The 23,492-nt window shown below is 38.1% G+C and carries 20 protein-coding genes and 1 tRNA gene; 4 read left to right on the top strand and 17 right to left on the bottom strand.

Going from position 1 to position 23,492, the window contains the following annotated elements:
* Window positions 1-128 precede the first annotated feature (128 nt).
* The 9 genes from A3Q33_RS17310 to A3Q33_RS20885 form a co-directional block, all read right to left on the bottom strand.
* Entirely contained in the window at window positions 129-1,934 is a 1,806-nt protein-coding gene (locus A3Q33_RS17310; protein WP_081181033.1) for an acyl-CoA dehydrogenase, read from the bottom strand.
* A 102-nt stretch (window positions 1,935-2,036) separates the two neighbouring features.
* Complete coding sequence (locus A3Q33_RS17305; RefSeq protein ID WP_081181032.1) at window positions 2,037-2,798, bottom strand: SDR family NAD(P)-dependent oxidoreductase; 762 nt, start codon at window positions 2,796-2,798, stop codon at window positions 2,037-2,039.
* A 43-nt stretch (window positions 2,799-2,841) separates the two neighbouring features.
* The gene (locus tag A3Q33_RS17300) at window positions 2,842-3,918 is read right to left on the bottom strand and encodes a phosphotransferase (RefSeq protein WP_502687195.1); all 1,077 of its coding nucleotides are present in this window, start codon (window positions 3,916-3,918) and stop codon (window positions 2,842-2,844) included.
* An 18-nt stretch (window positions 3,919-3,936) separates the two neighbouring features.
* On the bottom strand, window positions 3,937-5,145 hold the full coding sequence (locus A3Q33_RS17295; RefSeq protein ID WP_081181030.1) for an acyl-CoA dehydrogenase family protein: 1,209 nt from the start codon (window positions 5,143-5,145) through the stop codon (window positions 3,937-3,939).
* A gap of 75 nt (window positions 5,146-5,220) precedes the next feature.
* The gene (locus A3Q33_RS17290) at window positions 5,221-6,342 is read right to left on the bottom strand and encodes an NADH:flavin oxidoreductase (RefSeq protein WP_081181029.1); all 1,122 of its coding nucleotides are present in this window, start codon (window positions 6,340-6,342) and stop codon (window positions 5,221-5,223) included.
* Between the two features lie 116 nt (window positions 6,343-6,458).
* Complete coding sequence (locus A3Q33_RS17285) at window positions 6,459-7,226, bottom strand: SDR family oxidoreductase (protein ID WP_081181028.1); 768 nt, start codon at window positions 7,224-7,226, stop codon at window positions 6,459-6,461.
* Between the two features lie 39 nt (window positions 7,227-7,265).
* Window positions 7,266-7,988, bottom strand: a complete 723-nt coding sequence (locus tag A3Q33_RS17280; protein ID WP_081181027.1) for a histidine phosphatase family protein — start codon at window positions 7,986-7,988, stop codon at window positions 7,266-7,268.
* 482 nt (window positions 7,989-8,470) lie between these two features.
* The gene (locus tag A3Q33_RS20890) at window positions 8,471-9,991 is read right to left on the bottom strand and encodes a TonB-dependent receptor domain-containing protein (RefSeq protein ID WP_231295867.1); all 1,521 of its coding nucleotides are present in this window, start codon (window positions 9,989-9,991) and stop codon (window positions 8,471-8,473) included.
* Window positions 9,992-10,062: 71 nt separating this feature from the next.
* Complete coding sequence (locus A3Q33_RS20885) at window positions 10,063-10,926, bottom strand: TonB-dependent receptor (RefSeq protein ID WP_231295716.1); 864 nt, start codon at window positions 10,924-10,926, stop codon at window positions 10,063-10,065.
* A 294-nt stretch (window positions 10,927-11,220) separates the two neighbouring features.
* Between A3Q33_RS20885 and A3Q33_RS17270 the strand changes: the two genes are divergently transcribed.
* Window positions 11,221-12,123 carry a LysR family transcriptional regulator gene (locus A3Q33_RS17270; protein WP_081181026.1) on the top strand — a complete coding sequence of 301 codons (903 nt, stop codon included), beginning with the start codon at window positions 11,221-11,223 and terminating at the stop codon, window positions 12,121-12,123.
* A gap of 56 nt (window positions 12,124-12,179) precedes the next feature.
* On the opposite strand, the gene A3Q33_RS17265 is transcribed toward A3Q33_RS17270, so the two are convergent.
* The 5 genes from A3Q33_RS17265 to yejK all read right to left on the bottom strand — a co-directional run bounded on the left by A3Q33_RS17265 (window position 12,180) and on the right by yejK (window position 16,570).
* Window positions 12,180-12,494 (bottom strand): cupin domain-containing protein, encoded by a 315-nt coding sequence (locus A3Q33_RS17265; protein ID WP_081181025.1) that lies wholly within the window; start codon window positions 12,492-12,494, stop codon window positions 12,180-12,182.
* Window positions 12,495-12,602: 108 nt separating this feature from the next.
* A complete protein-coding gene (locus tag A3Q33_RS17260) occupies window positions 12,603-13,448 on the bottom strand; it encodes a M23 family metallopeptidase (RefSeq protein WP_081181024.1) in 846 nt (281 codons plus the stop codon).
* Window positions 13,441-14,322, bottom strand: coding sequence for a 6-carboxytetrahydropterin synthase (locus tag A3Q33_RS17255; RefSeq protein WP_081181023.1), 882 nt, complete (start codon window positions 14,320-14,322; stop codon window positions 13,441-13,443). The genes A3Q33_RS17260 and A3Q33_RS17255 overlap by 8 nt, the downstream gene beginning before the upstream one ends.
* Window positions 14,323-14,338: 16 nt before the next feature.
* Entirely contained in the window at window positions 14,339-15,367 is a 1,029-nt protein-coding gene (pyrC, locus tag A3Q33_RS17250) for a dihydroorotase (protein WP_081181022.1), read from the bottom strand.
* A gap of 84 nt (window positions 15,368-15,451) precedes the next feature.
* Complete coding sequence (yejK, locus tag A3Q33_RS17245) at window positions 15,452-16,570, bottom strand: nucleoid-associated protein YejK (RefSeq protein WP_081181021.1); 1,119 nt, start codon at window positions 16,568-16,570, stop codon at window positions 15,452-15,454.
* A 78-nt stretch (window positions 16,571-16,648) separates the two neighbouring features.
* On the opposite strand from yejK, the gene A3Q33_RS17240 reads away from it, so the two are divergent.
* The 3 genes from A3Q33_RS17240 to A3Q33_RS17230 all read left to right on the top strand — a co-directional run bounded on the left by A3Q33_RS17240 (window position 16,649) and on the right by A3Q33_RS17230 (window position 18,813).
* Window positions 16,649-16,870, top strand: coding sequence for a YejL family protein (locus A3Q33_RS17240; RefSeq protein ID WP_081181020.1), 222 nt, complete (start codon window positions 16,649-16,651; stop codon window positions 16,868-16,870).
* Window positions 16,871-16,926: 56 nt separating this feature from the next.
* A complete protein-coding gene (locus A3Q33_RS17235) occupies window positions 16,927-18,636 on the top strand; it encodes a DUF3413 domain-containing protein (RefSeq protein WP_081181019.1) in 1,710 nt (569 codons plus the stop codon).
* Window positions 18,637-18,736: 100 nt separating this feature from the next.
* Window positions 18,737-18,813 (top strand) — tRNA-Pro (locus tag A3Q33_RS17230).
* A gap of 219 nt (window positions 18,814-19,032) precedes the next feature.
* Here A3Q33_RS17230 and A3Q33_RS17225 read toward each other — a convergent pair.
* The 3 genes from A3Q33_RS17225 to A3Q33_RS17210 all read right to left on the bottom strand — a co-directional run bounded on the left by A3Q33_RS17225 (window position 19,033) and on the right by A3Q33_RS17210 (window position 22,999).
* Window positions 19,033-19,917: an IS1595 family transposase gene (locus tag A3Q33_RS17225; protein ID WP_081181018.1), complete on the bottom strand. Its 885-nt coding sequence runs from the start codon at window positions 19,915-19,917 to the stop codon at window positions 19,033-19,035.
* 590 nt (window positions 19,918-20,507) lie between these two features.
* Complete coding sequence (locus A3Q33_RS17215; protein ID WP_081181016.1) at window positions 20,508-21,326, bottom strand: hypothetical protein; 819 nt, start codon at window positions 21,324-21,326, stop codon at window positions 20,508-20,510.
* Between the two features lie 434 nt (window positions 21,327-21,760).
* Window positions 21,761-22,999: a hypothetical protein gene (locus A3Q33_RS17210; protein ID WP_081181015.1), complete on the bottom strand. Its 1,239-nt coding sequence runs from the start codon at window positions 22,997-22,999 to the stop codon at window positions 21,761-21,763.
* Between the last annotated feature and the right edge of the window lie 493 nt (window positions 23,000-23,492).

Here is a 23,492-nt window from a genome sequence, read left to right as displayed (position 1 = left end):
CAATGCAGGATCATATTGTCGTGAACAGCTCATTATTAAGGTAAATACCTTATATTTCGCCATTTTATTGTGTTTAAAACAGACCACATGATTAATGAAATGGCAAAAATTTGGACATCTACATAACTTTAAAACCAGTCTGCTTTCATGTCATATGTTGTACTGTCAGTGCTGCTTAAAATACTTGACCATATTGCTATTTCTGGCAGCTCAAAACGATAAAAATACTGCAATGCTTGTAGTTTTCCGTTATAAAAGTTTTCATCTGCTTGATGCGGTTGCTTGCTAAGTGCTTGGTTTGCAACCATGCCCTGTTTTAACCATAACCACGCAACAATAACGTGACCAAATAATTCTAAATATTTAACAGAATTAGCTAATGCCAAATCTATATTACTGGTCGACATAGCGCCTAATACCACTTGTGTAGTTTGCTTTAAAGTTTCAACGGCTTCGATAAGTTGTGTGGAAAATTCATCTAAATTTTTATCTTGTTTTGCTACTTCGATAGTTTTATAAATTTCGCCTAGTGTTGCCGTGTATCCGGCCATTTTATACATGGGTACTTTTCGAGTTAATAAATCTAACGACTGAATACCCGTAGTGCCTTCATGAATAGCGTTTAGGCGATTGTCGCGATAAAACAATTCGACAGGATGTTCGTTGATATAACCATGACCGCCGAGTACTTGAATTGCTAAATCGTTCGCTTTGGTGCCGTATTCAGACGGCCAAGTTTTAATAATAGGCGTTAGAAAGTCTAATAACACATGTGCATGTTCTCGCGCTTCTACTGTTGGGGCAGTTTTTTCGTCATCACTGAGTTGTGAGCCATAAAGTACTAACGAAAGTGCGCCTTCGGCATAAGCTTTTTGCGCTAGTAACATACGGCGAACATCGGCGTGTTCGATAATATTAACCATAGGAGAAAGCGGGTCTTTACAAGAAGGTAAACGCCCTTGCGGTCTATTTTTCGCGTAATCTACTGAATATTGATACCCTGCAACCGCAAGTGTTGCGCCACTAGTACCGACCATAATACGGGCCTCATTCATCATATGAAACATGTACTTAAGCCCTTGGTTTTCTTCCCCCACTAAATAACCGACTGAGCCATTTTTTTCACCGAAACTTAATGCCGTTGATGTTTGCGCGCGGCCACCCATTTTATGAAACAAACCGGCTAAAGCAACTTCGTTATTCTCACCAACAATACCGTCATCACTCACTAAAAATTTAGGTACCACAAATAGCGAAATACCTTTAACGCCTTTAGGTGCACCTTGAACTCGGGCAAGTACAAGGTGAACAATGTTTTCACTTAAGTCATGATCGCCACCAGAAATATAGATTTTATTGCCACTAATGCGGTAAGTACCATCTTCTGACTTTATTGCTTTGGTAATTAAATCGCCAAGCCCTGAGCCACTGCCCGGCTCTGTCATCGCCATGGTGCCCATAAACCTGCCTGAGCGCATTGGCTTAACCCATTTATCTATCAGCGCTTTACTACCATGCGCTTCAAGCAAGTTTGCATTAGCGTTGGTCAACATGTTGTAACCTAAACCCACGCCTCCTGCTGCTGTTAAATACGTGCTAGCAGCACTGGCAATAATGGGCGGTAATTGCATGCCATTGGATTCATAATCTGCGGTGGCTGACGAAATACCTGAGGCTATCACCGCTTCAATGGCAGATTTTAATTCAGGAATAAGGCTGACGTTTTTACCGTCGAATGTGGGTTGATGAGTATCTAGCTTTTGTCTAATGGGTAAAAAGTGTTTCTCAGCTATCGCTTTAGCGGTATTAATAACTTCATTAAAGGTTTGACGGTCATGATCTTGATAACGTGCTCTTTTGATCAGTGACTCGCTGTCAAAAAGTTCATAGAGCATGAATTCAAGATCACGTTCATTCATTAATGTTGCAGACATAAATTAGCTTCTCATCTTTTTACTTATCTAAATAACACTTAATAACACCGAGTTTTATACTTTTTGAGTAACTGATGCGTTTATACACTGAATAATTAACAACTATTGAGCAGACACACCGCCATCGACTGCGATACATTGTCCGGTCATGTAAGTATTAGCCGGTGACAGCATCATGAGCATCATGGCGACAATTTCTTTAGGCTCACCTAAACGGTTCATGGGAGCGCCTTTGCTCATTCTTTTTTGTTGCTCTTCGTCAGCAAAATTAGTCACCATTGGCGTTAAGGTAAAGAACGGACAAATGGCGTTTATACGAATATTGTTACGACCATACTCAACAGCACCTGTTTTAGTTAAACCAATAACTGCATGTTTAGCCATGGCATAAGCACTGCCTCTTGCAGCCCCGCTGATACCCGCCATAGAACTGACATTAAGGATAACGCCTTCGCCTTGTTGTAACATTTGCTGTATTTGATGGCGCATACCAAATTGCACACCTTTAACGTTAATGGCGAACTGGCTATCCATTATTGACTCGTCAATTTCGTGCAGCGGCATAAATTCATGTGCAACACCGGCGTTATTAACCCCAATATCAACGCGACCAAAGTGCTTAATCGCGTTATCTACCATAGCTTTACAATCATCATTTTTTGAAACGTCACAAGCTAGAGCAATAACTTCTGCCCCCGTTGAAGAAATATCTTCAGCCACTTTTTTCACGCCAGCTTCGTTAATATCACTGATCACTAATTTTGCGCCACGTTTAGCTAACTCTTGGGCTAATAGTTGGCCAAAACCTTGCGCTGCTCCTGTTATAACCGCTACTTTGCCGGTGAAATCTAATAGTGGATCCATGTTACTTCCTTACATTACAAATATGGTTTGATATAAAGCTGATTTATTGTTCGTCTGAATTTTCAATAATACTTAAAGCCATTTGCGCTAAAGGTTCAACAAATGCTCCAACTTCATTTGCATGTTCATTTGAGGCATTGCCCTGTGATGCTCGTTTTGCCACACCTTGCACTATTGCCGCTAACCTAAAAAAGCTAAACGCAAGATAGAAGCTCCAATTGTCGATACGCTCAATACCCATACGATGACAATAATCTGCTACATATTCTGCTTCTGTCGGTATACCTAAACTTGCTCTATCAACGCCTTTTAAGCCATCGATAGTGCCCATGCCTTGTGGCATACGTAATTGCATACATTGATAAGCTAAATCAGAAAAAGGATGCCCTAAAGTAGATAACTCCCAGTCTAATACCGCCATTACTTCAGGTTTATCTTTGGCAAACATCATATTGTCTAAACGAAAATCACCATGAACTAAACACACTCGCCCGTCGTCTTCAGGCAAGTGTTTTTCAAGCCAGAGTATAAGCTGGTCCATGGCAGGAATTTTTTGTAGTTCTGTTGTACGGTACTGCGAAGTCCAACGACCAAATTGACGCTGAAAATAGTTACCCGCTTTACCGTATTCTTGTAAACCCACAGCATTTATATCAACACTGTGCAGCGCGACTAATGATTTATTCATCGCATCATACATTTCCCTACGATAGGCATTGCTTGAAATTTCAGGTAATGAGGCGCTCCAGTAAACAGCGCCATCACAAAACTCCATTAAATAAAACATTGCGCCGATAATGCTGGTATCACGACAAAGGTGATAGACCTGAGCAACGGCAACGTCTGTATCTTTTAGTGCGTCAAGCACTTGATATTCTCGGTCAACCGCATGGGCAGATTTCAACAATTTACCCGGCGGCTGGCTGCGCAGTACATATAAACCTGATTTAGCTGTTACTTTATAAGTAGGGTTTGATTGCCCGCCCGTAAACTTTGTTAAGGTGATCGGGCCAATAAAACCAGCTACATGAGACTCAAGGTATTGCGTTAATTTTTCTACATCAAAAGCAACCGTTGCTGTCATATCTTTTATCTCTTCAATTATTATTTGTTTACTCATTGCTTTATTTAATTAAAGTTAAGTCGATTTTTTCACTAAATCTCGGCCTAATTGCATCATGTGGACTTGATCAGGACCATCAGCTAAACGCAAAGTTCTTTGGCCGGCATATGCATGGGCTAAAAAGGTATCTTGACTGACACCGACAGCGCCATGACATTGAATAGCGCGATCAAGTACATCAAGCGCCATACTAGGTGCAACAATTTTTATCATCGCGATAATATCTTTAGCAGCTTTGTTACCTTCAACATCCATTTTTTGTGCTGCTTTTAAGGTCATCAAACGGGCTTGTTCAATTTGACACGCTGAAATGGCAATATCTTCACGCACAGATTGTTGCTTGATCATCGGGCGACCAAAAACAATGCGTTCGTTAACTCGTTTACACATTACATCTAAGGCGCGCTGTGCAATGCCAACTGAGCGCATGCAATGATGAATACGACCTGGGCCTAAACGACCTTGGGCAATTTCAAAACCTTTACCTTCACCAACAATAATGTTTGTCACCGGTACTCGAACATTTTCAAAGGTAATTTCGGCATGCCCTTCTGGTGCGTCGTTATAACCAAACACTTGCATTGGACGCACCATAGTTACACCCGGTGTTTTCATCGGCACTAGCACTTGAGATTGTTGAATATATCGGTTGCTATTACCTGGGTCTGTTTTACCCATCACGATCATAATTTCACATTGTTTGCGACACGCGCCGCTGATATAAAATTTTCGACCGTTGATAACATATTCATCGCCATCTCGTTCAATACGTAGCTCAATGTTCGTTGCATCACTTGAGGCTACTTCAGGCTCTGTCATAGCAAAAGCTGAACGAATTTTGCCTTCAAGTAACGGCTCTAACCATTGTTTTTTCTGCGCTTCGTTACCATATTTAGCTAATACTTCCATATTACCGGTGTCAGGGGCTGCACAATTAAACACTTCGGGTGCCCACATCACTTTACCCATAATTTCAGCAAGCGGTGCGTATTCTAAATTCGTTAGGCCAGCACTATATTTACCGTAACTTACCGGTAAAAACAGGTTCCATAAGCCTTGCGCTTTTGCTTTTGCTTTAAGGGCTTCCATTAACGGCGGTGTTGACCATTGATTTTCAGCAACTTGCTGATGCATTTGCGCTTCAACAGGATAAATATGCTCGTCCATAAACACGGTTACACGTGCAATTAATTCTTTAACCTTGTCGCTGTATTCAAAATCCATGGGAAATCCTTATATTTTATATGCCGCTGTGTATACTGGTATCGGCGCTTATTAACTCAATGTCTAACTCAATGTCTAACTAAGTGTCATCAGTGCGTCTTTATTAAATGGTGCTATTTCTTCATCTTTATTGTGCTGAATTTTGTTCACCCATTCAGGGTCAACTAACAACGCGCGGCCAATAGCCACCAGATCAAACTCATCGTTATTTAAACGCGTTAATAACCCTTCAATCCCTGTTGGGTTTGATGTGCCACCAAGATCAACACTCCCTTCACCGGTAAAGTCACTGTCTAACCCCACACTACCTACGGTGATAACGGGTTTGTTAGTGAGCTTTTTCGTCCAACCAGCTAGATTCAAGTCTGAACCTTCAAATTCAGGCAACCAAAAACGACGGGTACTGGCATGAAATACATCAACGCCTGCATTGCTTAATAATGATAGGAATGTGCCTAATTCTTCTGGCGTTTGGCAAAGCTTGGCGTTGTAATCTTGTTGCTTCCATTGCGAAAACCTAAAGATGATCGGAAAGTCTACACCAACAGCAAGACGAATAGCCTCAACGATTTCAACCGCAAAACGCGCTCTATTTTCTAGTGAACCACCATATTTATCGCTACGTTGGTTTGTGCCTTCCCAAAAGAATTGATCAACCAAATAACCATGCGCGCCATGCACTTCAATCGCGTCAAAGCCAATAGCTTTAGCATCAGCAGCAGCTTGTGCAAATGAGGCCACAACTTCATCGATATCTGCTTGGCTCATCGCCACACCGTTTGGCGCACCAGGCTTATACAAACCTGATGGGCTATAGGCTGGAATGGCTTTATCTGGCCCAATACCTTCTTTGCGCACTGAGCCAACATGCCATAGTTGTGGTGCTATTTTTCCACCTGCGGCATGCACTTCATCTACTACATGTTTCCAGCCGGCCAAGGCTTCTTCACCAAAAATGGCAGGCACACGTTCATAACCATTAGCCGCTTTATGCGAAATAAAAGTACCTTCAGTAATAATTAAACCGACATTACCTTCAGCTCTTCGGCGATAATATTTAGCTACATCGGCATTGGGGACATAATTGGGTGAAAAAGTACGAGTCATCGGTGCCATAACCGTACGATTTTTTAGCGTTAAACCGCCTGCGCTGAACGACTGAAAAAGCTTTTCAGTTGCCGTGTTATTAATGCTCATTTTATTTCCTAAACGCTTTTAAATTGCTAATGCTCTACAACTAGATTGGCTGCAGAACATCTGAAACATGGTTTACTATCTGCAAACAATGTTATAAATTTTTTTAAATGCTAGCACTATCCGATTAAGTAACCGCCATCGACATTAATTGCAGTACCTGTGGTATAGCTAGAGGCATTTGAAACCAAGTACAAAACAGTACCGGCCATTTCTTCAGGTTGTGCGACACGCTTCATTGGCACGTGATTTAGCATTTGTTCTAATATTGTTGGATTATTGACTAAAGTTGAGGCAAATTTAGTGTCTGTACCGCCGGGTAATAAAGCATTAACGCGAATATTAAATTGTGCACATTCTTTAGCGAAGGTTTTGGTCATGGAAATAACCGCAGCTTTGGTGATGGAATATATCCCTTGATAATCACCAGGAATAACACCGTTGATGGAGGCTACGTTAACAATTGCTCCGCCACTATTCGCTTTCATTAATTTAGCGCCAATCGTTGACATGAAAAAGTAACCACGAATATTAACATCAACCGTTTTCTGAAATGCCCCTAAATCGGTATCTAATACATGGCCAAAGTAAGGGTTTGTAGCAGCATTGTTCACTAAAATATCCAACTTGCCATGCTCTGCTGAAATTTGAGCAAAAATGTTTTCTATTTGTGCCATTTCACCAATATGACAAGCAATAGCTTGTGCACTGCCGCCAGCTGAAATTATTTGATCGACAACCTTTTGGCAACCTTCAATTTTGCGGCTCGAGACAATGACATGCGCGCCGTTTTGTGCGAGCAATAATGCTATTTGCTCGCCAATACCACGACTAGCTCCAGTAACTAAAGCTATTTTTCCTGTTAAATCGAATAAATTGCTACTCATATCTACATTCCTATTTATAAATTTTATATTTATTGTCTCTTATCTAAACGTTACCCAGTCAGCACCCGCTTGGGTTAAATGAGCATAATTATTCAAATAATCGATCGTTAATTTGTTTTTAGAAAAAAATAATTTCGTGACACCTGTATTACGTAATTGTTGAATTACCGCTAAGGAATTTTCGTCTGTTAAACCCAATATATGCTGAATAATTACAGCGATAGTGCCGCCTGATGTAAAAATGCATATGTTTTTTGTTGGGTTAAGGCTATTTAAGGGGGGGTTAATGATTAATTCTTGATTAACAACATCTCGCAGTGCAGTAATGCAACGTTTTTTAAACTGAAACCAGCTTTCAATATAGTCATCGTCGTACTTGCCACTCACCCAACGATTAAGCGCGAGGGAGAACTCTTTCTGGAAAAGCCGATTAGCGTCAGGCTGTTGGCTGATTTTTGCTGCCATCAAAGCAAAGTTTTTCCACCCGGCGTCGTAACTCGTTAACATGTCTACATGATTAAACTCATTAAAACCTGAATGTAAAACGGTGGAAGGTTTAACACCTTGATAACCTTCTATGAAGTTCTCTAGTGTTTGTTCATGGCGCAGTAAATCCCCTAAAAATATTTTATCGGGTGCAGGAAGTGCTTGCCAAAATTTACCGAGTAACTGAGATTGAAAATTACCTTTCTCTGATAATTGATCATAGTCAGCTTTACCAAATGAGGCTTGTCCATGACGGATTAAATAAATAGCCGACATAAAACTAAACCAACACCCTGTCGATTGAAATGGTCATTAAATAAAAACATAAATTTGTTATCATTTGTTCATTCCGCCTTTTATTTAACTCTTTATACCGAGTATTTTAAAGAACTTACAACATACGTTATCAATCCATGCTAATAGCATCGAAGAGATAAAACAAATGAATAGTTGTTATAACCTATTATTCAAAATATGAATAAAGCTATTGAAAGCTAATTAGACCTTAGTAGGTGAAAAATTTAAATATCTGACATTATCCGTTGCCATAAAATTCAGCCAAGTAACGATAATATTTAAAGTAAACTATACCCAGAGCAACTAATATAATTATTGCTATTCATACCGTACTTAATAAATATAACTAGAAAATCTTAGGGCCGTTTTTGTCAGTGCATTTTACTTAAATGATCCTGACAATGATTTTAGAAGCTAACATTTTAAAATTATCTTCTACACTCGTCTTCTACAGTCACCTTCTAAAATTCATATGATATCGTTGCGCCATAAGTGCGTGGTTGATTTGGGTGAGCTTTGAAGCTGCCTACTTGAATTGGCGGCGGAAAGGCATAAAGGTAGTACTCATCGTTATTTAAATTGCGAACCCAAACCTGTAAATTTACACCATTGTGAAAATACAAACCTGCGCTAGCATTTATTGTACTAACGTCTCGTGTTAGCGACTCTGGGACGTTTTCAACAAGGTTCACTTCACTTTCATTTACGTAATCAGTTCTTACATAACCATAGATGCCATTTTCAAGTTCATAGTGATAAGTAATTCCTGCTGTAATGCTCCGTTCATGAATACCTGCTGGTTTTTCACCTGATAAATCTATCGGCCCCTTTAGCCCCGTTGCTCCTTGAAATGAGTCATAAACTGGGTCAAGAAAGGTCCCCGCTAATGTAAATGACCAATTTTCAGTTGCATTATAAGCAGAGTCAAATTCAAGTCCTTTGGTACTTTGCTTCCCTGCATTGGCTAAGACATAACCTGTTCCAATAAATATCGATGATTGAAATCCTTCGATAGTTTGATCGAATAAAGTAAGGTTAAATGAACCTTTTTTATATCGAGTCTTAAGACCAAGCTCATAAACTTTTGCTTCTTCCGGTGACGCATAACGACCACCATAACGTTGGTTAGCCATGCCAATACCAACAGATTCTATGGCATTTTTATTGCTGGTAAAAGGGGTGCTATTTCGAGATAAATTCCATGAAGATGCTTTGAAACCAGTAGCTGCAGATGCAAAGACATTAATGTTTTCATCCCATTCATAAGCTAAACGTAACGACCACGTTGTTTTGTTGTCATGTGTTTTATGATTTTCAACCGCGTTTGGTAAACTCAGCATTGGAGGTAGGAATTGTAAACTTTTTAATGTTGGAATCGCTGGTGCTAACGAGGGTATTAAAGGCAATGGTGCATTAAACACCGTTAAATCATTATCTAGATCAATACCGGAAAGTACATCACTGTTGAGTTGACGGATTTTTAGCTCTTTTTCATCCTTGGTGAAGCTGACACCAAAAGTAGCCGTTAGGGATTCAGAAATATGGTAATCGACATTTGCAAATAAGGAATAAGCTTTGTTTTCTTGTATAAATTCTGAGTTGACTGATGATTGATTTGAAAAAAATGTGCCCGGCACATGTCCGTATACAGCCTCTACTCCCGCCAATAAACCTGGGGCACCGCCTGCCGCCATTAATACATCAATATAATTTCTCATATCGTTACTATAAAATATCGTATCACCAGTTTCTAAATCTTCTTTATAAATATAAGCACCTATCATCCATTCAAAAGCGCTAATACCAGCGGACGTTAATCGAACCTCTTGCGTAATAGTATCAATTTCAGAGTGGCCAGTTTCTTGTAATATATCAAGAGAAGTATAATCCACATCATTTGAAAAATTAGCGTCGTTTCGGCGAATTGCTGTTATTGAAGTCAAAATATAATCGTCAAAATCAGCCTCAAATTGTAACGATATACCACCATCTTCAATATTATTATCTGGATCAATATTCGTCGAAGATTGATAAGAGAAAGGATCAGTATCTTTTAGAACAATCCCCCCAACGCACGAATTGCCCCTGTAGTTGGGCCATTAATAACATCAGTGGCACTACAACATACTTCGTCTATTTTACTGTAATCAGCAATAAAGCGCAGTGTTATATCTTGGGTTGGTTCAAATAAAGCTTGTCCGCGAACATGCCAACGGTCACGGTTATTGAGTTCATTCAATCCGACAACACTGTCGGTATATCCATCTCGCTTGTTATAACCTGCTGAAATGCTTAGCGCTAATTTATCTGTTATGCCGTTTGTGATATATCCCTTAACTAATTTTTGATTATCATTACCAACACCGACCTCTGCTTTTGCTTGTAAGTCATGTGATGGTGCCATTGTGCGGACATTAATTACCCCTGCTGAGGCATTCTTCCCAAATAATGTACTTTGTGGTCCACTGAGTACTTCTATTTGCTGTAATCGAGGTAAGTCTCCAATTTGTGCCGCCGCGCGTGATCGATACACACCATCAATAAAAACACCCACTGATGGTTCAATTCCCGTGTTATTAATGCCATTGCCAAAGCCTCTAATTGCGAAGTTAGTATTAGTGGAACGCTGTAAAGGCGTAACTCGCAATGATGGAACCAATGTTTGTAGATCATTAATATCTAAAATTTTTGCTTGCTCAATAGTTTCACCACTCACTACCGTAACAGCAACAGGAGATTCCTGTAGACCTTTCAGGCGTTTAGATGCGGTGATCATAATTCTTTCTACATCTTTATCATCAACGTATGTGGATGTGTTAGCTTGTTGAGCGTTAACAATACAAGAACTGAGAGCACTTAGTATTGCTGTAACGGGTAATGCTCGTTTAAAAAAATTTATTGCTAACCTTTTTTTCATCTTGCATCCCTTGAGTTGCTATAAAGGCAATATATCGGTACATATTAAATGTGATCTGCTCAAGTACATCTATGGGCACGAATTATTATTTAAGTAAGTTTAGCAGTAATTGCTTATCCGTACTTTTTATATCACCATGAGTTGACCTCTAATGACCCAAATATGCACTACTTGACTCTGCTAGCTACAACAATTAAATTAAATAAATGAATAGAGCTATTAAACCTTTATTCTTTTTATGAATAAAGCCAATCACTCGGCTTAATAATTATAGGTCATTATTGTGGAGCACATATGAAGGTAGACTTAAATCTATTTGTGGTATTCGAAGCGATTTACTGTGAAGGTAATATTACTAAAGCAGCATCTGCGCTAAATTTATCACAACCTGCTGTTAGTCATTCGTTGAGTAAACTTCGTCATAATTTTGATGATGCTTTGTTTATTCGACAAGGTAACGAAATGCGCCCTACACCTGTGGCCAACAATGTAATAGCTGATGTTCGTGAAGCATTACAGCAATTGAAAGTTTGCTTGGCACAGTCGAGACAATTTGAACCTTTAGTCTCTCGTAACAACTTCAATGTATCGCTACATGGCGGTTTAGAAGCTTCATATTTACCGCCTTTAATGCAACGAATAAAAAAAGAAGCTCCTTTAATTAATTTACAAAGTAGCCGCCGAGTTAATCGTAGTGAATTAGAAAACAAACTTGCTAGTGGTGACATTGATTTAGCAATAGACACTTTGGTACCGGTAAGCGACAATATTTTACACACGCAATTAGAGCAAAATAAATTTGTGGTGTTAGCACGTAAAAACCATCCTAATATAAAATCTACATTAGATTTAGATACCTACCTCGCACAAGATCACGTGCTCGTCTCATCGCGGACAATGGGGCCTAGCATTGAAGATTTTGAGTTAGGACGATTGGGATTACAACGAAAAATTGGTCTTAGGTGTCAACATGCATTTTCCGCATGCCAAGTGATTACCGAGAACGACATGTTACTGACATTAATAGAAACAACCGCGAAGATGTACAGCGAAGTACTTGATTTGGTGGTATACCCATTGCCTGTTACTTTGCACGATATTGACGTACATTTATATTGGCACAGTAATGTGGACTTTGATCCTGCAAATAAATGGTTAAGAAATCAGATCATTCAAACAACATCAAAAATCAAATGAAGATTTAAGGCATACAAACTACACAAATACCTTATATTACAATCTCTTGTGTCTGTTTATAATTCTGGATGAAACCAAATTTCAATTTCATCTGTCACGTCTTCAAACTTAGCGCTGTGTTTTACATTGGCAGGAACATGGTACCACTGGCCTACTTTTATATGTTGTGTTTCACCTTGCATGGTCAAAATTAGTTCACCGCGGGTGATCACGCCGTAGTTATCAGTCTCATGTTGATGTTCAGGTATATCAGTGCCTGCAGGGTAAGAGGCAAACAATACATCACTTCCATTTGCTGCTAACTTGTATGCGTCGAAGCGGCCATCGTAAAGTGGAAGTGACTTTATTTTGTTCGGGTATTGGCCTGACATTGCAAATCCTTTTATATTTATTTACCAATTAATATATACAAAATAAAATGAAAGCAAAGGTGATCTTTGTTTATGTAATCTTGTGATTACCTTTGCTAATTGATGAGATTAAAGCTTTAACGGTTTTAGCTTCAACACTAATGCAGGATCTAATCTCATGTTGAACCAGTTTATACGCCAATCTAAATGTGGCCCTGTTGCTCTGCCACTTGCACCTACCGCTGCGATTAATTGACCTTTACTCACAGTATCGCCCACTTCAACATAGGAATCACTCAAATGTAAAAATGTCGAAGTTACACCGTGGCCATGATCAATAATCATGGTGCCACCAGAGTAAAACATATCGCTTACATACATTAATACTTTACCGCCTGCTGGTGATTTTACTGGATCACCTTTTTTACCGGCATAATCTAAACCATAATGTGGTGTTTTAGGTACGCCGTTATAATAGCGTTGACTGCCGTAAACACCGGTTATAGTACCTTCAATTGGTGCAATAAAGCCTTCAGCAAACGCAGTTAAATCGCTATCAACTTGCCGAGCGGCATTAATCTTTTTATTGTCTTCCCCAACGCGACTGATCGCTTTTTTATTTGGGTTCATTATTTTTTTCGAAATGCCTTTAACCCGTTGAATGTTATATTTTCGCTTTAAAGGCTTTAATGTACGCTTTTCAATGGTGCCATTCGGGCTAATGATCATCAGTTCACTATTATTTTTCTCGTCTCGGCTGAAACCTAAAGCATAGTCACCGTTTTTAGAGACTTTAATTGTATCTCCATTAAGGGTTACTTTATTTTCAGGCGCCGTTTTTCCAACAACTAGCGCACCTTGGAAATACTGCACGCTAAGTTCAGTTTCAGATTTTTGTGTTGCTGACACAACTTGAGAGACGAATACACTCGCTATAAATGAAAGCTTAAATAATAATGAATACGGCTTAACCATTGGCAATAGCCCCTTTTGCAACACCTTCAAAGGCAACGACTTTAAATTCATCAAGCGGCGATTGTTTTTTAAGTTGACGAACAATAAAGTCTGCCAATAACTCAACCGTTGAATCACAATCAACCACATCTAATATCGTGCTTGGTACGGCAATATCAAATCTGCCTTGCGGCGCAAAGTAAGAAAATAATTGGTGATCGGGCGTCAAATTAGCCATAGCCGTTGCAGACAATTCTATATCGCTTAACGCAATACGATCTGCTTCACTGGCTAAGTAAATATCTTGCCAGCGTAAACTCCACACTTCTTCTAGCGCTGCTGAGCGTTGGCCATTCTTATAGATATGAATTTTCGAGCGGTGACCATGGGCGATGCGTTGGCAATTACCATCGTGCAGCTTTAAACCATGAGTATAATGATAGTAAGCACCATCGATGACTTCTGGTCGCAATTTTAAGGTTAATCCTTGAACATTTTTTGGTAAATGGGTCAGAATTATTTCTGTTAAATAGTCGGTTACCGAGGGAATATCTATTTGCTTGGTGTCTATTTTTGCAAACGCACAACTAGGCGATTGTAAATAGTATCCACCCTGCTTTGAGTCGAAGTTTACAAATTCATGGCCGGCTCTATCAGCTGAATCCTCAACACTAATGGCATTTTCTTGCATCGGTAATAATAATTTATGATCGACAGCATCATCAATTATGGCTTTAATTTGCTTTTTAACCACGGCAAAATCAAGCACCATGCTCATTTCATTTAAGCTGCCATCAAGCAAAACATCTACAATCCAACTTTCACCCACAATGCCACGTGACGCGCAACAATACGAAAAGTCGATAACGGTTAAATCATTTACAAATAACTGCATTTATTCTAATCCCCTACTATTTCACTTGCCAAACAATGGTTTCATTTGCGCGAATTGGCACAACTTCGTCACTGCCAAATGCCATGGTTGCAGGGACATTCCATGCTTCTTTTACCAGCGTTATTTTGTCACTGTTCACCGGTAAGTTATAAAACTTTGGACCATGTAGACTAGCAAAACCTTCAAGTTTATCAAGTGCTCCGGCTTGTTCAAAAGCTTCAGCATATAATTCAATAGCGGCATGTGCTGTATAAGCACCAGCGCAACCGCAAGCGGCTTCTTTAGCACCTTGTGCATGCGGTGCAGAATCAGTGCCTAGGAAAAATTTATCGCTACCACTTGTTGCTGCTTCTACTAATGCCTGCTGGTGAATATTGCGCTTTAAAATTGGCAAACAATAATAATGCGGACGAATTCCACCTACTAACATATGATTACGGTTAAATAATAAATGATGAACCGTAATCGTAGCCGCAACGTTTGCACCTGCCGCTTTAACAAAATCAACGGCATTTTTAGTGGTAATGTGTTCTAAGACAATCTTTAACGTTGGGTATTTGGCAACTAGCGGGCCCATGATCGTATCGATAAATACGGCTTCACGGTCAAAAATGTCAATATCATGATCGGTAACTTCACCATGCACTAATAAAGGCATGTTAACTTCTTCCATTGCCGCTAACACAGATGCAATGTTATCTACGTTTGTTACACCTGATGAAGAGTTTGTAGTAGCACCAGCGGGGTAAAGTTTAGCCGCGTATACAATTCCTGATGCTTTAGCAGCTTTAATGTCTTCTGCCGTCGTTTGATCTGTTAAATACAACACCATTAAAGGTTGGAATTGCTTACTCGGATTAGCGGCCATAATACGCTGATGGTATTGGGAAGCTAATTCTGCATTGGTAACCGGCGGCACAAGGTTTGGCATTATAATAGCGCGACCAAAATAGCGGCTGATATCAGCAACCGTGTTATTTAAGCTTGCACCGTCACGTAAATGTACATGCCAGTCGTCTGGTCGAGTAATGGTTAATGTGGTCATTTTTTTTCCTAATTTTGTTATTTTCTATCACTTACAATCAGCAATAGGCTTTATATACTTTACTTAACTAACCGAATTTCACTGCTATTCGTTTTCTGAATCTGCCACTTGAATTTGGCCAGTCTCTGCATCGCTACTCATAGCGGGTTGGCTTGAATTCGCCGTTTGTTGAGCATTGCTTTCCATTAATGCTAATAGTTGATCTTTTAAGTTTGGCGGCACTTTGTAAATAGTAATACTTTCATTGGCTGGGCTATAAACAACATCTTGACCAAAGTGGCTGCGCTCGAAACTTAAACTGATACCATTACCATACCCAGCGTATTTAGTGACTTTATTCACTACGGCTTGATCATGTGGGAATGATTCTTCAATCGGATAGGCTTGTTCTTGGCAAAATTTATAAAAGTCTTGACCACTCTCTTCCGTTTTAATGACATTACCAATTTCTTGCAATGAAACATCTTGAGCCGACTCTTTTTGCTCTTTACAGTAACTTAATAGCTCTTTACGCGTTTGTTGCTTTTCATTGGCGTCAAACTGATTAACCGCCACGTAGTCTTCAACTGCTTGTACTAAGGTTTGGGTTTGTTCTTTTGAATTCAAGCCTTCTTCACAACTTAAAAAGTCTAAGAAAAAGTCAGACACCTTTCTACCAGCGCGACCTTTAATAAAAGAAATGTATCGGTTACCTTCAGCATTATTTTGATAATCAAATAAATCGATACGAGCCGCTAACTGCAGCTTACTCGTATCAAGATGTTGATCAGCTGAAATATTTAATTCACCGTCAACCGAATAATGTTCTGAAATAGGAATGATCGCCACCAGTAAATAGCGACCGCCCATATATTCGTAGTGGCAGACGATTAAATAACCAGTTTCAGCCAGATCATATTTTTCTAATTCATTTTTAAGTAAATTACCGGCTTGGCCACTAAATTGATGAAAAGTTTGCGCATCACTTAAATAACTTTCCATAACATCAACAAATCTAGCACTGTCACCTTCGGCTGGCATTGATGAAAAATGCCCGTAAGCCTTACTACCTTTGCTATTATAAATTTTATGTAATGCATCAACAAAACTTTCTATTTTGCTGCTAGCCGCAACATTTTCAGGCCCTAACCTGAGTACAACTTCACCTGTTTCTTCTTTTTTTGATAAAAAATGCAGTGTTATATTCGAAATTATTAAGCTCATAGATAAAGGCCAGTATTATATTGTTCGGGCATTTGATAAACTTAAGTTTGTTTATTAAATTACCATTAAGTGTTTAAGATGCCTATTGTATCCAAGTATTCCAACGAACGTGTAGAAAAAATTATTAAAGATTTGCTTGATGTTCTTGTCAATGAGTCTGCAACCCCTGATCTAGCGCTAATGTGTCTAGGAAATACCTTAACAGAAATTATTGTAAATAATGTCCCGAAAGAAGAACGAGGGGCATTAGTAGACAATTTTACTAAGGCTTTAAAACAATCTATACAAAATTCTAAATAAAAAGTATAAATATAAAGCGACATTCATTAACAATAATAAGAGTATTAAACGACGCAATGGCTTCATTTGAATCTAAACCTTATAGTAAGCGCCTATTACAGTTAGTTAGTTGGAGCCATTGGTTCACTTTTTTTAATATTATTGCGGCGATATTATTATCGTCAATTTATGTATTTAGTGAATCCATGCCTGACACTTTGTTAGGTCAAACTTATTTAGTAACCACTTGGTTAAGCCATATGGCTTTCTTAACTTTCATGAGTTTTGTGCTAATTTTGTTTCCGATCACCATATTGTTCCCTCGAACACGGTTTATTCGGGTTACTGCTTCTATCATTTTTACCGTCGAGTTGTTGCTGTTATTATTAGACGCATTTATTTATACCCGCCTAGGTTATCATTTAAATATTTCATCAAGTGCGCCAATACTTGAACTTATTAGCAATGAAATTCAGCAAAATAGTCGAGTGTTTTGGTTTATTAGCTTAGTGCTAACCATGGTCATATTATCGTTTGAGCTTATAACGTCAAACTATGCATGGAAACACCTGAAGGAATTACAGAAAACCATCTTTGCGCGCTTTGTTGTTATTCCGCTTGTCAGCTTTTTCTTCTTCAGTCACATTATTCATATTTGGGCTGATGCAAATCTAGAATATGACGTATTGCGTCAAGACACTGTATTACCATTGTCTTATCCATCAACGGCAAAAACACTGTTAACTAAATATGGAATGTTCGATGAGGTTGATTATATTGCTCGACGTACAAGCCCGTTGGCTTTTACTGATGCAGTACCTCAATATCCTGTTTATCAAGGCCAATGCCCAAATGATACAGCGTTAAAACAATCTGTTTTCATGGTAATTACAGACCAAACATTACAAACTCAACAGTTAGACAAAATCAAGCAAAGAGTCAAGCAAGGCGTGCTCTCCCTTGATAACCACGTTGATAACGCGTTACCAAAAGAAGCTTGGTTTAATTTACTTTATAGCCTACCAAGTATTTATAAAGAAGCGTTGATCGAGCAGCATGCTCAACCGCTGATATTTCAAATTATTGCGCAGAAAAACTTAGCTAAATCATTCACTATTGTTGGTGAAGATAACAGCGAAGCGTCTGTAATAAACTCTCATGGCTTGTTAAGTCTTACGAATGAATTATTCCCAACGACAACAAAGCTTGCTGATATATCCAGTTTAATATTCGCCGATAAATTGAATAGTTACGCCCCTGGCTTACACGTATTTTATTTTAAAGGTGATAATAGCTATCAGTTTGAATTGTTTTTAGATGCTTTAATATCAGCGCAAAACAAGAAACAAGACGATAAGAAGAACAATGATATCCTCTGGATAAGCTCTATTGGTAACAGCACAATTGATACAAGTTTATCAATTAAACCCGCGCTACTTATTTTACCTAACAGTAAAAACAGCTCGATCAATAAACTCACTAGTCATATGGACATGCAGCCTACGCTAATTAAAAACTGGTTAAACTGTGATATTAAAGCAAAAAGCTATAGCAACGGCACTGACATTAAAGCCTTAAATAATGACCGTATTATCGCTAATACTATGGACAACGGCATTGTGGTATTTAATAAAGATAAATCAATGTTTGTTGATCAAAATGGTAACTTTCAAAGTTACTCTATTCAACTTGCCGCGCCTATTACGGCAAAACCTGACTTTCCATTGATGATTGATGGTGTACATTTTATTAAGCAATTCAGTAAACAAGCACATAACGTACAATAATTAGACGCTTAGCTTAACTGATGATGTTTTTTAATTGCATTCGACCCATAAATCATTATTATAGCTCGCATAAGCTTTTATCCCCATTAAGCTTATCATTCGGGGTATAGCGCAGCTTGGTAGCGCGTGCGTCTGGGGGACGTGAGGTCGCAAGTTCGAATCTTGCTACTCCGACCAAATTAAAACCCTGTTTTTACAGGGTTTTTTCATTTCTACCCATTATGAACTTACGAGCTAGTTCCATTCCATCGCACTTATATCGCACTTTTCGCCATTTATTAATGCAAATATATGCAAAAATGAGCTATCTAATTATCAATATTTCCCTATCTTTTGCAAATTAAAACTAAGCTTTAAATTCGGCAAATTAAAATCTAACATGCCTATGCACTTGGCTCAGGTCGATTTTACAGGTACGTGAATTATTGCTAAATTTAACAACCTGTTAGGTATCTGTTTTTCGATAAATCGGCGATTAAACCGATAACAGAACTCATCTAAGTATTCTTGTAGGTATTTTCCTGATACTCCATGGAATGTACCTAACAAAAACGTTTTTAAATTCCCTATGGCTATATGTACCCACGGTAGCCATTCATCAACTAAGTAACTCGGTGTTACTCTTGCTTCATAGTGTTGCGTTTGGTCAATTATATTCAATGCGGGCAATGCATCAGAATGAACTATTTGGCTTCGCTTTAAGTGCTTTTTAACAAATTTATCCACGCTAAAATGACAAATACTATCAACCACTTCCATGGCGATAAAGCCTGCTTTTTTTTCTTTGCTTTCACAAGCGATTAGCACATTCTTTTTTCCTGCGGCACCCCGACCTCGCTTACCTTTTTGTCTACCGCCAACCAAAGCATCATCTAGCTCTATTGTACAACTCAATTGATACAAGCTATCTCTGTGCCCCATAGCTCGACGAAGTTTCTTTAAAATAAGCCTCGCGGTTCGCCAATTGACTTCGATTAATTTACTTAGTCTCAGCGCTGATATGCTTCCTTTATCTGAGCCAAGAAAATATATTGCCCAAAACCACTGGATTAAGGTGATGCGACTGCCATGAAAAAGCGTGCCTGCGGTGACTGAAGTCTGCTTTTTGCATTGCGTACATTCGTATAAATGACGACTTTTAATTTCATAGCTATGGTCATTGCCACAGCGAGGGCAAATAAAGCCGTTTGGCCACTTCATTTCTTTCAAATATTCTAAACAATCATCTTCGGTACTAAACTGCTGTTGCCAAGCTAAAAAGCTTGCTTCTGGCATGTTCATGATAATGTCTACCCATACAGTGTGTTTGTATATACAGTATAGGTCAGTCCTGAGTTATCTGCATAGGCATGAAATCTAATTATGCAGCAGAGTAATTAATTATTTAGTGATGTTGCTTTGATCCATGACGGTGACTGTAAAACGCTAACAGCTAACGTTATGTGTATATCTCGTCACTTGTAACCTTAATGTAATACACGCTGTTTATCTTTATTCTACCTATTGTTAGTCGGCTCTTTCTGTTTCAAGTTAATCAAGCAAGCCTAGACTATGGTGTATTGCCCTCGATTAGCCATTCAACGCAGAAGCGATTTTATATTAAAAATTCGTTACGAGCTCAAATGACTTAAAGGCTATTGTTTTAACATGGTGAGTAAGTAATGAAAGGAGGAAATTGAGCCCTCCTCTTGATTTGAGGATTTTTAAAAGATTTATTGCGTCCTCCAACATATCCATTGCTATGTCGCCTTTATTAATCTTCATTGTTGTGCGAGGGATCCCGAGCATATAACGCTAAGCGGAAAAATACAGTTAGCCTAAAACTGCGCGTAGCGAGTGATTCCAACAACCGCGGTTTGTTATACTATTACTCATGCCAACTCTCGAACCAGGGAAATAAATGCTTTCTTTTGGTTTCCGATATCTAGATCGTCTAGGTAATAGTTTCCACTACACACTAGCCATAATATCTTGTCTACTGCGTAAGGTGTAATGTCATTGATATCAGCAATTTCGTCTATGATTTTTAATGATAGGTAGTCTGCTTTCGATGACTGTTTAGAAGCCCCTATTAAAATACCAAGTTCTATAAAGATATCTTTAATATGAGTGTCAGGTTTACCATATTGCACATATCCAAGTTCTTTAAGAAAATCGCATGCTAACGCAAAACCAATACCATCGATTTCATAACTTAGGAGCATAGGTAAGAACGGTCGAATTTTCTTATCTTGGTAATATTGATCTATAAACTCATAAAAATTCACATCAGTTTCAAACTGACTGAGAAATTTGGCTGCTGATGTAATAGTTTTACAATAACGCAGCCATAACTTTCTTTTCTCAGGATGTGGTTGAATAGCCAAAGTAGGTAATATTCTATTCAACAATTCAGAATCAGTTAGAGTACCGAAGTCCAGCATCGTTTTCTTAGGTGAGAAACCACTAAGAAAACTGCCTAATGGTCTAATATTTCCTTTTTCACCACTAATTGCTTTCCCAATTACATTAGGGCTCATCTGAACATTTTGAGCTGATTCGAGTATAGATTGATAAAGCCTGTTTATACTTTTAGGTTTCTCGCGATCTTTTTCAGGAACCAAGTATTTATCTAAATCAGAAGACGAAAAATCATCTCCTGCATTTTTAATAACAAATTCTATGGCATATTGATAAAGTGTATTTTTCATGCAACGTCCTAAACTCGATTTTCGTACAACAGTATATTATGGCTACGTATTAGCAACACCCGATCCATAATACTTAACTTATTCTTATTAATATCACATTAAGTCATTACATTAGAAACTGTAACCATTAATTCTTTTTATAGATAATTAGAGGTTACTTATAGGTCTCAGGAATAAACTAACGTATAGGTGGATTAGTTAACATATTCTCAGGTGGTTATATAAAAAACATACTAATTCATGTGTTTTACTAAAACTGCTTAGTAATATCAGAAAAGTGATTAATTACAAAATACTGGAGCTGATTTACGCTTATGGCACTTTGAAATTATAGGTTGAAAAGTGGAGCTTACAACTTGATAGAAACAGACTAAGATTCTTTAAATTTGCTAATTTACCTTAGTCTGTTTTCTTTTGATTTTTATATTAAAAATTTATTCTGAATCCATCACTGGCATATCTTCAATGTCATTTGTGTTGGTTTGAATAAATTGCTCAACATCTTCAATAGAATCACTACTGAAACCAAGAACTGCTTTCACAGTTAGTTTCCCATCCATGTGTTCAATTAAAGAGAATTCATTAACACCCAAGGCTCTTGAAAACAATGTATGAACTTTACTGTTTTTTATGTCTACTGCTTTGACAGTTGTGCTTGTTTTGTAAAAAGCAAGAGGACCTGATGGTGTGTCAATCCAATCAATAGACCAGTAATAATGACTGTTGTTCTTCAGACCAGACTTTTCATAAAGTGCTTCACTATAAGAAACGCTTTCACACTTATTGTATAAACCTTTAGATCTACAGTTGCTATGTTTTGCAACCTCTTTACCTGCAAGGTTCACGTCTAACGGCACAACACTCGCATCATTGATATTAACAAGAATGTAGTGGTCAACTTTATTCAGACCCAACGTATTTCCTAGGCTACTGATTGAATCAAATAATCCACCAACAGAATCATTCTTAGGTGTTTCATTCTTTTCTAAAAGAATATACCCCGTAGAGGCGACATCGCCATTTTGATGCGCAGCAATATGATAACCATCTCTAAGTGTGATAGATTTTATATTATTGTTACCAATTGAATACTTAAATGCCGAGCCCGCACGCCCTACTATAAAACCATCTGATGTTGGAGTTACAGAGCTGCCAGGTAAGGTTTTTCCTGTTACGGTTGTCACATTAAATGATTCACCACTTCTTTCGATAGTTGCTATTTTTATAGGCCCGTGTTCAGAGTTTGCTTGGTTATATTTTAAAGTAAACGTGCCGTCGAAATTTTTAACAGCATATGTGAATTGTCCTGTTAAACGATTTCCACCAAAGTTTGCAACACTCCCTTCAAAGTCGTTGAACATTACATTGTTAATTAAAATTCCATCTTTCTTTCTAGAGAATATAGCTGGCCCACCAGTAGCATCAACTTCGAGCTTCTGTGCTAGTAATTCTTTTTCTGAAATAACCACAACTGGAGGCACTTCTTTTTGAGTTTTTTGCTGCTGTACTAAACCTGTAGTACCGCCAAACATTTTTCCCATCATAGCTTGCTGCATTTCTATAATTTGAGCACGCTCTTGAGCTGACATTTGTTGCTGAGGAGATGTAGAGTTACAACCCGTATTTAAGCCTATAATTAAGGCAAGTGACGAAATTTTAATTTTATTATTCATTTAATTTACTACCATGATTTTTATTTATGTGTTTAAAATCAGGTAAAAAAAATAGATTTGTATGAATACTGAAACAGAGGTGGTTGTGACGGTGTTAGTTACATAAAATGCACATCCATATGTTTTAATAATAGTAAATATTGCTTTACTATTGAGTTATACAATCAAATCTAAGTTCAATCCCTGATCTTTTTTTACTAAAGCGTGTTGCTAATTGTTACGAACGGTAACGATTGTCGGTAATAACTTACATTCAAAATATATTCGAATGCAATTGTTTTTTTAGTTTGATGGTTTGTTTGATCAAAAAACGACCTAAGTGATTGTTTTTTAACTAAAATTTAAGTTGGTACACTTGGAAGAGAAATTTTATAGCTTTATGAATAAATGTAACGACATCTTTCACTTTAAAGTAATTTATATTTGATGGTGTGATATTTTTGAAGGGCAACTCTCTATTCTTGCTATTACCATAAAGATCTAAAGTTACCGT

Origin of the sequence: Colwellia sp. PAMC 21821 (assembly GCF_002077175.1) — a bacterium.
Taxonomy (GTDB): Bacteria; Pseudomonadota; Gammaproteobacteria; order Enterobacterales; family Alteromonadaceae; genus Cognaticolwellia.
This window is presented reverse-complemented; position numbering and strand designations above follow the sequence as displayed.

Coding starts and splice junctions, on each gene's coding strand:
- pyrC (WP_081181022.1), bottom strand. CDS start 15,367: ATGACCACATTAACCATTACTCGACCAGACGACTGGCATGTACATTTA.
- A3Q33_RS17300 (WP_502687195.1), bottom strand. CDS start 3,918: ATGAGTAAACAAATAATAATTGAAGAGATAAAAGATATGACAGCAACG.
- A3Q33_RS20885 (WP_231295716.1), bottom strand. CDS start 10,926: ATGAAAAAAAGGTTAGCAATAAATTTTTTTAAACGAGCATTACCCGTT.
- A3Q33_RS17215 (WP_081181016.1), bottom strand. CDS start 21,326: ATGAAAAATACACTTTATCAATATGCCATAGAATTTGTTATTAAAAAT.
- A3Q33_RS17310 (WP_081181033.1), bottom strand. CDS start 1,934: ATGTCTGCAACATTAATGAATGAACGTGATCTTGAATTCATGCTCTAT.
- A3Q33_RS17285 (WP_081181028.1), bottom strand. CDS start 7,226: ATGAGTAGCAATTTATTCGATTTAACAGGAAAAATAGCTTTAGTTACT.
- A3Q33_RS17260 (WP_081181024.1), bottom strand. CDS start 13,448: ATGGTTAAGCCGTATTCATTATTATTTAAGCTTTCATTTATAGCGAGT.
- A3Q33_RS17280 (WP_081181027.1), bottom strand. CDS start 7,988: ATGTCGGCTATTTATTTAATCCGTCATGGACAAGCCTCATTTGGTAAA.
- A3Q33_RS17265 (WP_081181025.1), bottom strand. CDS start 12,494: ATGTCAGGCCAATACCCGAACAAAATAAAGTCACTTCCACTTTACGAT.
- A3Q33_RS17235 (WP_081181019.1), top strand. CDS start 16,927: ATGGCTTCATTTGAATCTAAACCTTATAGTAAGCGCCTATTACAGTTA.
- A3Q33_RS17290 (WP_081181029.1), bottom strand. CDS start 6,342: ATGAGCATTAATAACACGGCAACTGAAAAGCTTTTTCAGTCGTTCAGC.
- yejK (WP_081181021.1), bottom strand. CDS start 16,570: ATGAGCTTAATAATTTCGAATATAACACTGCATTTTTTATCAAAAAAA.
- A3Q33_RS17295 (WP_081181030.1), bottom strand. CDS start 5,145: ATGGATTTTGAATACAGCGACAAGGTTAAAGAATTAATTGCACGTGTA.
- A3Q33_RS17270 (WP_081181026.1), top strand. CDS start 11,221: ATGAAGGTAGACTTAAATCTATTTGTGGTATTCGAAGCGATTTACTGT.
- A3Q33_RS17305 (WP_081181032.1), bottom strand. CDS start 2,798: ATGGATCCACTATTAGATTTCACCGGCAAAGTAGCGGTTATAACAGGA.
- A3Q33_RS17240 (WP_081181020.1), top strand. CDS start 16,649: ATGCCTATTGTATCCAAGTATTCCAACGAACGTGTAGAAAAAATTATT.
- A3Q33_RS17210 (WP_081181015.1), bottom strand. CDS start 22,999: ATGAATAATAAAATTAAAATTTCGTCACTTGCCTTAATTATAGGCTTA.
- A3Q33_RS17225 (WP_081181018.1), bottom strand. CDS start 19,917: ATGAACATGCCAGAAGCAAGCTTTTTAGCTTGGCAACAGCAGTTTAGT.
- A3Q33_RS17255 (WP_081181023.1), bottom strand. CDS start 14,322: ATGCAGTTATTTGTAAATGATTTAACCGTTATCGACTTTTCGTATTGT.